At 37.5% G+C, this 11,952-nt stretch carries 9 protein-coding genes; 8 read left to right on the top strand and 1 reads right to left on the bottom strand.

The genetic code is table 11. The features are described 5' to 3' along the window. From ASE01S_RS12735 to gtfA, 3 genes are all read left to right on the top strand, one after another. Entirely contained in the window at positions 1–1,371 is a 1,371-nt protein-coding gene (locus ASE01S_RS12735) for a PTS transporter subunit EIIC (RefSeq protein ID WP_067843039.1), read from the top strand. Between the two features lie 115 nt (positions 1,372–1,486). Continuing rightward, on the top strand, positions 1,487–2,446 hold the full coding sequence (locus ASE01S_RS12730; RefSeq protein ID WP_067843036.1) for a carbohydrate kinase family protein: 960 nt from the start codon (positions 1,487–1,489) through the stop codon (positions 2,444–2,446). 19 nt (positions 2,447–2,465) lie between these two features. Continuing rightward, positions 2,466–3,935: a sucrose phosphorylase gene (gtfA, locus tag ASE01S_RS12725; RefSeq protein ID WP_067843033.1), complete on the top strand. Its 1,470-nt coding sequence runs from the start codon at positions 2,466–2,468 to the stop codon at positions 3,933–3,935. A 535-nt stretch (positions 3,936–4,470) separates the two neighbouring features. On the opposite strand, the gene ASE01S_RS12720 is transcribed toward gtfA, so the two are convergent. Further along, entirely contained in the window at positions 4,471–5,388 is a 918-nt protein-coding gene (locus tag ASE01S_RS12720; protein WP_067843030.1) for an AraC family transcriptional regulator, read from the bottom strand. Between the two features lie 274 nt (positions 5,389–5,662). On the opposite strand from ASE01S_RS12720, the gene ASE01S_RS12715 reads away from it, so the two are divergent. The 5 genes from ASE01S_RS12715 to ASE01S_RS16235 all read left to right on the top strand — a co-directional run. Further along, positions 5,663–6,913 carry an ABC transporter substrate-binding protein gene (locus tag ASE01S_RS12715; protein ID WP_067843027.1) on the top strand — a complete coding sequence of 417 codons (1,251 nt, stop codon included), beginning with the start codon at positions 5,663–5,665 and terminating at the stop codon, positions 6,911–6,913. Positions 6,914–6,945: 32 nt separating this feature from the next. Then, a complete protein-coding gene (locus ASE01S_RS12710) occupies positions 6,946–7,815 on the top strand; it encodes a carbohydrate ABC transporter permease (protein ID WP_067843024.1) in 870 nt (289 codons plus the stop codon). A 569-nt stretch (positions 7,816–8,384) separates the two neighbouring features. Continuing rightward, on the top strand, positions 8,385–9,200 hold the full coding sequence (locus ASE01S_RS12700; protein ID WP_067843018.1) for a carbohydrate ABC transporter permease: 816 nt from the start codon (positions 8,385–8,387) through the stop codon (positions 9,198–9,200). 67 nt (positions 9,201–9,267) lie between these two features. Continuing rightward, positions 9,268–11,247 carry a glycoside hydrolase family 127 protein gene (locus ASE01S_RS12695; RefSeq protein WP_067843015.1) on the top strand — a complete coding sequence of 660 codons (1,980 nt, stop codon included), beginning with the start codon at positions 9,268–9,270 and terminating at the stop codon, positions 11,245–11,247. A gap of 543 nt (positions 11,248–11,790) precedes the next feature. Further along, on the top strand, positions 11,791–11,952 hold a 162-nt coding region (locus tag ASE01S_RS16235; RefSeq protein ID WP_245630380.1), incomplete at its 3' end, for a CD3324 family protein.

The following is an 11,952-nucleotide window of genomic DNA, read 5'->3' as shown; positions in this document are numbered from 1 at the left end:
ATGAAAACGAACTATAAAAATAGTAGCTTGCAAATAATTGAATACGTTGGTGGAAAAGAAAATATTACTGAGTTAACGCACTGTGCGACGCGATTACGTTTTAAACTAAAAGATAGCGAGAAGGTAAAAGAGGAAAAACTAAACAACGTCGATGTAGTGGTAGGGCAAAAAAAGACACCATCTCAGTATCAGGTTATCATCGGTAATCAGGTCGGAGCTGTTTACCAAGCGATAGCTGGCCAACTTGGAGAATTAGATCACGATCAAGAAGCGTCTAAACATGAAAAAAATAATGTATTTCATAAAGTGATTGATGCCATTACAGGGTCAATGACGCCATTAATCCCTGTTCTAACTGGTGCCGGTATGATCAAGGTGCTTTTGGCACTGATTGATACGTTTGATCTAATGTCGCCTGATTCACCTACCTACCAAACATTAAGTATTATTGGTGATGCAACCTTTTATTTTCTACCAATCTTACTAGCAATCTTTGCTAGTCGGAAATTTAAAGTAAATACGTCAATAGCGGTCGTCGTTGTTGGTGTGTTAATGCACCCGAATTTTATTGACTGGGTAAATACTGGTGACCCTATCTCGTTTATTGGCCTACCGATAAGAGGGGTCAGCTATGCATATTCTGTCATTCCAGCCATTTTAATGATTTGGGTTATGTCTTATATTGAAGCTATCGTTGATCGAGTAACACCTAAAGTATTGAAAATATTATTAAATCCGACACTAGTTCTGTTAATTAGTGCACCGATTGCTTTAATTGTTATTGGTCCATTAGGGGCTTATGCTGGTGACTTATTGGCGTTAGGCATTGAAACATTAGAATCTAAACTAGGCTTTATTTTATTAGGTATTTTAGCAGCAGCTATGCCATTTATTGTTATGACTGGTATGCACCATGCTCTAACACCAATCTTCTTGTCTACCTTTGCATTAACAGGCTATGATTCATTAATTTTACTTTCACAAGTATGTTCTAACCTAGCACAGGGGGGAGCATCGCTAGCTGTTTCGGTGAAATCTAAAAACAAAGGCAGAAAGCAAATTAGTTTAGCAGCGGGTATTTCTGCGTTAATGGGTATTACTGAACCTGCGATGTATGGTGTGACGTTAAAATTGAAAAAGCCAATGCTAGCAGCCGTAATTGGTTCTGCTGCGGCGGGATTATATGCAGGTATAACCTATGTGCGAATTTATGTATTAAACAATACGATTATGACCTCATTAGCATTAGCTGATGATCGTGGTTTTTCAAGTATAATTAATGGTTTGATTATGATGGCTATCGCTATTATTGTACCTTTTGTCGTGACTTTAATTTTAGGCTTTGAAGATAAAGAAAAGTTGGAGGCATAATTTGACTGATCGCAGCCATTAAAGGATATCGACGCATGCTTTAGTGTGCGTCGATATATTGCTGCTTATTAGCATTTTAGAACGCAACGATCACAAAGGGAGGTGAGAAATAGCGATGAAGATTACACTTCAGTCGAATCATATATTAGAATTTCCAGACAAAACAATCGATGTATTAGCTATTGGTGAAATCCTTGTTGATATGATTTCAACGGACTATGATGATGTTAATCATCAATTCCAGGCCTATTTCGGTGGATCGCCAGCTAATATTGTGATGAATGTTAACCGTTTAGGTGGAACAGCAAAAATTTGTGCTGCGGTCGGTGATGATCGGTTTGGTGATTTTTTAACACGACATTTAACGAGACAAAAGATGGATACGACCCTTATTCAGCAAGTTAAGCAATCAACAAGTATGGTAGTTGTCAATAAAAGCAAAGGGACACCGCTTCCGATTTTTTACCGTGGCGCCGATTATCGAATCCAACTAACTGAAGAACTGAGTCAAGCGCTCAAACAAGCAAAAATCGTGCATTTTTCATCATGGCCCATTTCAAACCTAAGATCACGTCAGGTTATCAAACAAGCACTTATGTTAGCGCGTGAAGCTGGTGCGCTCGTTTGTTTTGACCCGAATTATCATCAAAGTCTCTGGGATGATTCAGAGGATGGAAGAGCGATCATGAAAGAGATGATTGGTCAGGTAGATATTATTAAACCCTCGGAGGATGACGCAGAGCGTTTATTTGGACCGGATACGCCAGAGAACCAAATTGATAAATGTCACCAGTTAGGTTGTCGGTTTGTGATTATGACTCTTGGAAAAGAAGGGGCTATTGTTTCGGATAATGGAGAAAAGACATACTATCATACGCGAGCAGAAAAGGTGGTTGATACCACAGGGGCTGGAGATGCATTTTGGTCTGGTTTTTACTGTGGTATCACGCAAGGAGAAACGGTTGAAAAAGCGCTAGAAATTGGCTTTTTAACAAGCGCTTATAAATTGAACTTTACCGGTGCAGTTGTTGAATTGCCGCATTACAAAACATTACTCGAGTGCGCAGATAAATAGTAAGGATAGGGGGATAACAATGGCTTTGAAAAATGAAGTACAATTAATTACGTATCCGGATTCGCTAGGTGGAGACTTAAAACAGCTTAACTACTTATTAGAACGTTACTTTGATGATGTGTTTACTGGTGGGGTTCATATTCTACCGCCATTTCCTTCTTCAGGCGATCGTGGCTTTGCACCACTGGACTACTTGGAAATTGAACCGAGCTTTGGTGAGTGGTCTGATATCAAAAAAATTGGTGCGAAAAGAGATGTATTACTAGACTTGATGGTAAACCATATCTCTAGACAATCGCCATATTTTCAAGACTTTTTGGATAAAGGCCGTCAATCAGAGTATGCCGACTACTTCATTACATTAGATAAGCTTTGGAAAGATGGGAAGCCAAACCAAGAAGATATTGACAAAATGTTTCTACGACGTAAACTCCCTTATTCGACTTTTGAAATTAACGAAACGAAAGAAGTTGAGCAGGTATGGACGACTTTTGGTAAGACTGACCCCTCTGAACAAATTGATTTGGATGTCCAATCAGATAAGGTAAAAGAGTTATTTAAAACATTCTTCGAGAATTTTAAAGAAAATAATGTCAGTATTGTAAGACTGGATGCGGTCGGCTATATTATCAAAAAATTAGGAACAAGCTGTTTCTTTGTTGAACCAGATATTTATCAATTTCTAGATTGGATCAAAGCACTTGCTGATTCACTTGATATTGCCTTATTACCTGAAGTTCATGCCCATCATTCTATTCAATATAAGCTTAGTGAACATGGCTTTTGGATTTACGACTTTATCTTGCCCTACCGAATTTTAGAAGCAATGATCACCAAAAAGTCAAATGCTTTAACAGATTATCTTAAAGATCGACCAGAAAATCAATTTACGATGTTAGATTGTCATGATGGTATTCCTGTTAAGCCTGACTTAGATGGATTGATTGATACGAAGGAAGCAAAAGAATTGGTTGATGAAACCGTCAAACGCGGGTCGAACTTGAGTTTGATTATATCGGATCAGCATAAAGACAAAGATGGATTCGATGTTCACCAAATCCGCTGCACCTATTACTCAGTATTAAATGAAGATGATCAGCTTTATTTAGCAGCTCGTGCGATTCAATTTTTCACGCCTGGTATTCCGCAGGTTTACTACGTGGGACTTTTAGCTGGAACCAATAATGAAGCGAAAATTAAGGAAACAGGAGATGGGCGTGAGATTAATCGTGAAAACTTTTCTATTGATGATGTTGAAGAAGCTTTAGAAAAAGATGTTGTCCAACGGCTACTTAAGTTAATTCGGTTTAGAAATAGCTATCCGGCTTTTGATGGTGATTTTACCGTAATCGACACCGGTGAAGCAGAAGTAAGGCTTAATTGGAAAAAAGATCAGTTTGAATGTACCTTACATGTCGACCTCCGTTCAGGCGACAGCTATATTGATTATAATACTAAAAAGGATGAAGTCGTTCGTTACCACATTTAACGGAATCTGAACTCTGGCAAAGCTCGAGGTAATAGGCTTAGGTATGAGAATCGTATGAATTTACTATAAATGAATCGTTACCTGAAACAATCATCAATCGTGACGAAATAATTGATTAGCACTTGTATTGCTGCATGATTCAAGCATTTATAATATAGTAAACAAGTGAGGAAATGGTCAGGTGAAGATACGGAGAATTTAACCGGGAACAGTACGGGTTTAAGCTTAGTTAGCAGGATTCACTTACTAAGTTAGCTAAAGCCGTACCTGTACCGGTAGAAAGCGAACATCTTTAAATTACTCCCTTAAGTCATACGTAAACTAGGAGTTAGTAGAACTTAGTAGACCAAAAAACGGAACTCCTATAGAGACATGATTAGCTTCAGTCATAATTTACTTGGCTGAAGCTGTTTTTTATGCCTGTAAATGATAGTATATCTTTTTTTAGGTTGCAGTAATAATACCTCTCTATTCGGCCGGCCGTTTATTTGTCTCTAATGTTGGCTAATATTTTTGTTCGGTTCGAACCTTGACCTTACTTTTTCGGTGAAGGGATGTCAGGGTCAACATTTAGGGTATTTAGATATGTTTTTGGAAATGAGTTTCTATATTGAGTAGGTGTTACGCCTTCCAGCCTTTTAAAAAGCTTCATCATATATTTTTCAGAATTAAAATTGAGCTGGTCTGCTATTTCAATCAAAGTGTAGTCTGTTGTGACCAGTAATTGCTTTACCTCGCTAATCTTCATGGAATTAATGTACTGAATGGTTGAAACTCCGAAGAACTTTTTGAACATTCGCGTTAAATAATCAGGATTTAACATAAAATGATCGGCTACCTCTTTTACCGTTAAATGGTTATAAATGTTCACCCTAATCCAATTAGAAATATCCTCCATTCGTTTTGTTTCATGTTGAGGCCGTTTAGAAAGAAACGATTCTCGATATTGTTGACAAAGCTCAATAATAATGACCTTTGTCATGCAATCAATCATATGGGAAGTGAAGTAGTAAGATTGTGAAATATCTAAAATTTGCTTAAGCAAAATCACCGCTCTTTCTAAGGAAAGGAGGGTAAATTTCTGTGGTAAAATTCCATTTTTCTCGTCAGAAGCATTCAAGTTAATGAGCAAATAATTAGCAAAGTCCTGCTCTGTAATTAAACGAATAAGTGAATTAGGGAAGAAATGTAACCAAAAAAAGCTAGCCCCCTTAACGGAATGATGCTGTCCTTTAAAAGGTACATTTGGAGGAATAAATAAAACATCTCCTTTTGATAATGTGATAGGTTGTTGATCAACTAACAAATGGATCTCATGATTTAACCCTACCATAATTTCACAATCTGATTTTAAAAGCATTTCTTTATGCAGCCAATCTTCATCACAAATAAATTGGCCAACTTTAAAGAAAGTATAGTGTTCATTTATAGGTATTTGGTATAGAGGTGACATTGTTCCTCGCTCCCCAAATCGGATTTGGACACCTTTACTACGATTTTAATTGTTTTTTTTATGAGTGTAAACCCTTACACTTGTATTGTAAATGGTTGCAACCAATAATCATGTCTTAAAATAATGATTTATACCGAAACAAAAATATGCAAATATCTTTGGGGTGATTGTCGGTTTTATTCACCTTTTTTAAAAAACAGTTCTGTGTAAACGCTTTCTTTTCGGATCAAGAGTGGTGTATTTTATTCTGAAAAAGATTTAGGAGGTTGTATGAATGAAAAGGATCTTAATGTTATTTGTATTACTTTTATTATTAGCTGCTTGTGGAAGCGAGGGAGCCAGCAGCTCTAGTGAAGAGACAGTTACGATTTATATGGCGGTATTGGATAATGACCCGAGTGGGGCAGTTAGTGCAGCGAGAGATCGTTTTAACGAAGAACATGAGCACCTTGAAGTGGAGTTTGTTACACTTTCGAACGATGCATCTGAAGCACATTCGCAAATTGTTACACAATTAACAGCTCAATCCAGGTTAGATATCGTCAATATGGATGTGATCTGGGTAGCTGAATTTGCTGAAGCAGGTTGGTTAATGCCACTTGATGATCGATTTACTGTTGAAAAACAAGGGAATTTTTTGCAGGGTCAAGTGGAAGCGATGTACTATGATGATCACATTTGGGGAGTACCTTGGCTAAATGATATGCATCCTTTGTGGTATAGAGAAGACTTATTAAATGAATATGGTTATCAAGTACCAGAAACTTACCAAGAATCAATTGAAATCATCCATGCTATTCAAGAATTTGAGGATATTAATGGATTTTCGATGCATTGGGGTCGGGGTGAACAGTTAATCGTTTCCTTTACTGAATTCTTGCAAGCAAATAATGGTGACTTCTTTGATGATAACGGTCAGGTCATAATCAACCAGCCGGAAGCTGTAGAAGCTTTGCAGTTTATGGTGGATATGATTTCTGATTATCAAGTGGTTTCACAATCTGCAATTGAAAACATTACACCTGAAGAAGCTAGAATTCCTTTTACACAGGGGCAAGCAATTTTTAATCAAAATTGGGGCTATGTTTATAGTTTAAATCAGCAGGACGATTCACCAGTGAAGGATTTGACCTGGATTGCTAATAATCCGAGTTTTGAAGGTGGAAGAAGTGCGAATGCCGTAGGTGGATGGAATTATGGTATCGCTTCTTATACCGATCATCCAGATGAAGCTTGGGAAGTTATTGAGTGGTTCACGAGCTTTGAATTACAAAAGGAGATTTCACTTGGTGGTCAATTAGGAACAAATTTAGCAATATATGAAGATGAAGAGATAGTTGAAGCAAACCCTTATATCAATGAATATTTAGAGGCTGCTCAATATCCAGCCATTCGACCTATCCATCCCGAGTATTCACAGATTTCTGATATGGCACAATTTCATATTCACACTGCTCTTTTGGGTGAAGTGAGTGCGCAAGAAGCTCTAGATAATCTAGCGAATGAAATTGAACAGTTAAATTAAGAGGTTAATAGTGTGAAAAGAGGGGGGATAAAGTGAGAAGTAAATATTTACCTTATGTCTTGTTATTACCTTTATTTACGATGATTGTGACCATTGTTTTTATTCCTTTAGCAAATACGATATTTTATAGTTTTCAATCCTATCAATTGACTCGACCTGACCAAAGGACATTCGTAGGTTTAGAAAATTATATTAGTCTTTTTCAACAGGATCGTTTTCTATCATCTTTAGGAACCAGTGCCGTTTATATTGTCGGAAGTATTCTGGGGATGTTAATTCTTGCACTAGTGACAGCACAAATTGCCAATCAGTCCTTTAGAGGAAGATCAATCTTTAGAGCATCGATCCTGATACCGTGGGCAATTGCCCCTGTTGTTGCAGCCCAGACATGGAGCTTTATGTTTCAAACGGATCTTGGTATTGTTAACCACCTGATGGTTAGTCTAGGCTTATCAGATCAAGGTTTTCCTTGGCTTGTCTCTAACAATCTAGCCATGCTTAGTGTGATTGTGACTAATGTTTGGAAAACAACTCCCTTACTAACGCTAATTATTTTAGGTGGATTGCAAACGATTCCCAACGATTTATACGAAAGTGCAGATATTGATGGTGGAAACAGGATGCAAAAGTATTTTCACATTACTTTTCCATTAATTAGACCGTTTATATTCACAGGGTTAATCTTTACCACACTTCAAACAATCAACGTTATTGATATTGTTTATACAATGACAGGTGGTGGCCCTGGGATATCGACTGAAATCTTTACCTTGTTGAATTACAATACCTTCTTTCAAAATCTCAACTTTGGTATGGGAGGAGCTATGGCTGTTGTAGGAGTTATTGTGATCGGAATCTTAATTTCCTTCTATGTTAAAGGGATGAATAAAAACTTTAATTAAGGATGAACTCAACTTTCGCAGACCAAGTCATAGGCTTGATCGTAGTATCCGTTGATTTATGACTGTCTTGCCTATAGCTCAGAATTAAGAGCCGTAACCGAAAATCATAATCTATTTGAACGGCGGAAGTTGAGTCATTCATTTTGTCATGATTAAAACAGGACTTATTTATCGCAGTGTAACTGGCTGGGGCTGCGATTACTCGCCCCATCGAAGGGCTTTTGTAAGCCTCCTGCTTCAAGAAATAAGGGAATACGTCATGTTTACGTGGGAGATCCAACAGCCAGTAACGGCCCGATTGGTTCAACTAAGGTTCTCTGGGGGGAGAGAGGAAGCTGACTAAGTTCGCGCCAACGTGTCGCAACGTCTGCACGAGCACATCCTAGGCATCGAACCCCCACTGAACGAAGTTTCACTTTATCTGTCGTTTGCATGCGATTGAAGAAAGTTCCATCAAATAATAATTAGTATTTGGATACTTTTGATAACCAAAACTAGCTGGGCTTTATCGAAGCGGATCATTCTAGTTGAATCTACAAAAATAAAGCGATATGAATTGGAGGGATTAGATGAAAAAAATAAGGATTGTCTTTTGGAGCATATTGATTTTAGTTGTATTAATAAATGTCTCCCCATATTTATGGATGTTCATAAATTCTTTTAAAACAGAGAACGAAATTTTTCAAACCAAGATATTTCCTAGCGCTTTGAATTTCGATAACTATCTTGCCGTATTAATTGAAGGCGGATTTTCGCAAAACGTTTGGAATAGTTTCGTTGTTTCAACAATAACGACTATTATTTGTATTTTAATTGGTATACCAGCAGCTTATGCTTTTGCTCGACTAGATTTCAAGTTTAAAAATGTTATGTTCCTTCTTGTCCTCTTTATTACGGTTTTTCCGGGCATCTTTATCATAAGTCCATTGTTCGGGTTTTTGACAAGAATCGGAGCAATTGACACTTATCTAGCACTGATATTACCGTATGTTGCTTATTTTTCCCCATTAGTTGTCTGGATTTTGACGTCTTTCTTTCGGACAATTAATCCTTCAATCGAAGAGGTAGCGATTATGGATGGGTGTGGATTTTTCCAAATGATCGGTAAAATCATCATCCCTCTGGCTTTACCAGGTATTATAACGGTATCGATCATAGCCTTCACGATGTCATGGAATGAGTTTATGTTTGCTTTAGTATTCACGAATACGCAATCTGCTCAAACCGTTCCTGTAGCTATTGCTAATTTCTCGGGGATCCATTCATTAAATTGGGGTCAAATGACCACAGCAGCCATTATCGCTACTCTCCCGATTATTATCATATCGTTAATTATGCAAAAGCATATTATTAGTGGTCTAACAGCAGGTGCTGTTAAGGAATAAGTAAAACAGGTTGAATACATCCATTTAGTGATGATACTAAAAAGAAATAACTGAGGGAGGAATTAGCATGCTACCATCCAATACCAAGAGAGCTTCAGTAAAAATAGAGGATGATTTTTGGGTAGAATATAGAAGACTAATAAAAGCGGAAATGATTCCATATCAATGGAAGGTGCTGAATGATCAGATTGATATTAATATCGAAAGGGAACGAAATGATCATCGCATACCTACTGAAAAAAGCCATGCCATTGAAAATTTTAAAATAGCAGCTGGCCATGACTCTGGAAAACACTATGGCATGGTTTTCCAAGATAGTGATGTTTACAAGTGGCTGGAGGCTGTGGCATATTCCTTAAGACACTTTCCGGATCCTGATTTAGAGCAACTTGCAGATAGCGTTGTTGATTTAATAGCAGAGGCTCAAGAAGAGGATGGTTATTTAAATACTTACTTTACCATTAATGAACCCTATCGAAAGTATAAACGGCTTGCAGAAAGTCATGAGCTTTATTGTGCTGGTCACTATATTGAAGCAGCTGTTGCTTACTATGAAACAACTGGAAAAGACAAATGCTTAAAGATTGCACAAAAACTAGCCAATCATTTGTTTGATACATTTGGGGTGGATCAGGATAAGCTTCAAGGCTTTGATGGACATGAAGAAATTGAGTTGGCTTTGGTCAAGCTTTATCAAGTGACCAAAGATCAACGGTACTTAGAATTAAGTCAGTATTTCCTATACGAACGCGGTACTGATCCAACGTTTTTTGCAAAGCAAAAGAAAAACGATCCAGGGAGTAAGCCTGTCATTGAGGGGATGGAACATTTTGACCTTGAATATTATCAGGCTCACAAGCCCGTGATCGAGCAAGAAGATGCGGTAGGACATGCGGTAAGATTGGTTTATCTCAGCACAGCAATGGCGGAAGTTTCACGGTTAACGTATGATAAAAGGTTACAAGATGCCTGTAAGAAGCTATGGAAGAGTATTGTCAGGAAACGGATGTATATTACAGGTGGAATAGGCTCAACGGTCAATGGTGAAGCCTTTACAACAGACTACGATCTTCCCAATGATACGATGTACTGTGAAACTTGTGCTTCAATTGGCTTAATTTTCTTTGCACATAGTATGCTAAAAAATGAACCAAATGCAGAGTATGCCAATGTCTTAGAAAGAGCATTGTATAATACGGTCTTGGCAGGGATGGCATTAGATGGTAAGCATTTCTTTTATGTTAATCCATTAGAGGTAGAACCGAAAAAGAGTAAAGGTGATCCACAAAAAAGTCATATTAAAGTGACTAGACCTGGATGGTTCGGCTGTGCATGCTGTCCGCCTAACATTGCTCGGCTCCTGACTTCTTTAGAAAAGTACATTTATCATGTAGATAACAATAAAGTTTGGATTCATTTATTTGTGAAAAGTGAAATAGAAGTTAAGGACAATACGGATACCTTAAAAATTAAACAGTCACTTGGTTTACTAGAAAGTGAAAAGCTTAAGTTTGAAGTTCATGGAGATAATAAAAAGTCTTACACGATTGCTATTAGAATACCTGATTGGGTTCATCATGCATCATTTAAAGTAAATGACAAAGAAATTATACCGGAACTTAAAGAAGGTTATGCATATTTTACCAAGAATTGGGGTGAGGATGAATTGATAACGATGTCGATCTCAGCCGAACCAAGGTTTGTTTATGCCAATCCGCTGATTAGAGATAATTTAGGGAAGGTAGCTTTACAAAAGGGACCGTTTATCTATTGCTTAGAAGGCAAAGATAATAGTGAGCCATTACAGCTGCTTTCTGTCAAAACGGATTCACAGCCTGTAGAGATTATAGAAGAAGATGATCATTTGATTAAGCATAAAATTATTTGCCAAGGTCTAAAAATTAGTGATAGACAGCTATCTCATTTACCACTCTACGATTACACAGATAAACGATATTATCAAGAGACAGAGCTTACGTTTATTCCATATTACTGTTGGGCTAACCGTGGACCAAATGAAATGCAAGTATGGGTAGATGAAGCTTAGGTCTGATAGGATTGGTCATCAAAATTGAGTCAGGGTGCCAACCTTTTTTTACATCTTAAAAGGGGACAATAAGTTAAGGTAGAACTGACAAAGTAAAATACCTTTGTTAGAATACTGTAGCTAAAAATAAAGAGGTTCTATCTTTGTGATAAAGTCAATCAGATCTATCAATATCAGCACTGGAATTTGCTCTAACAACTTGAGGATAAAACAATTATAATCATTCTTTCCCTTGTTAAGGCGACCTTAAATATGAGTTAATATAGGTATCGGCCGACAAACTCTTTGAAAGGGGGCATGAATTGAAATGATTCAGTATAGCGAGGTGGTTTCTGCCTAGGCAGAAACCTTAAACAGGTGAGGTCGCTCAGGGAGCGGCCTCATTTTTAGCTGGATAGACAGCAGTTTTTATTGTACGATTAAATAAACAATGGTGTGTAGGCGTTTTTGTAGAACTTACACCCAAACAGAAAGGGGTGTTTGAGATGGACAAATTAAAAAGCTGTGAGCAGGCAAGGCTTACTTTTTTTGAGGAGGACGTCAATGCAATACAAAAACGGAAAAGAGGTGCTTCCCCAAAGCTTGCTGAACGAGTTACAGCAATACATCCAAGGTGAGCTGATTTATATCCCTAAACAGGACAACCAGCGTATGGGTTGGGGGGAGAATAATGGATCACGTCAAATGATTAGACAAAGAAATGGC

The organism is Amphibacillus sediminis NBRC 103570, from assembly GCF_001552275.1.
In the GTDB taxonomy this organism is placed as follows: Bacteria; Bacillota; Bacilli; order Bacillales; family Amphibacillaceae; genus Amphibacillus_B; species Amphibacillus_B sediminis.
Note: the sequence above shows the minus strand (reverse complement) of the source record. Positions and strands in the feature narration are given on the sequence as shown.

Bases quoted from the DNA above. Each gene is read 5' to 3' on its own strand.
- ASE01S_RS12700 (WP_067843018.1), top strand. From the start codon at position 8,385: ATGAAAAAAATAAGGATTGTCTTTTGGAGCATATTGATTTTAGTTGTA.
- ASE01S_RS12735 (WP_067843039.1), top strand. From the start codon at position 1: ATGAAAACGAACTATAAAAATAGTAGCTTGCAAATAATTGAATACGTT.
- ASE01S_RS12720 (WP_067843030.1), bottom strand. From the start codon at position 5,388: ATGTCACCTCTATACCAAATACCTATAAATGAACACTATACTTTCTTT.
- ASE01S_RS12730 (WP_067843036.1), top strand. From the start codon at position 1,487: ATGAAGATTACACTTCAGTCGAATCATATATTAGAATTTCCAGACAAA.
- ASE01S_RS12695 (WP_067843015.1), top strand. From the start codon at position 9,268: ATGCTACCATCCAATACCAAGAGAGCTTCAGTAAAAATAGAGGATGAT.
- ASE01S_RS12715 (WP_067843027.1), top strand. From the start codon at position 5,663: ATGAAAAGGATCTTAATGTTATTTGTATTACTTTTATTATTAGCTGCT.
- gtfA (WP_067843033.1), top strand. From the start codon at position 2,466: ATGGCTTTGAAAAATGAAGTACAATTAATTACGTATCCGGATTCGCTA.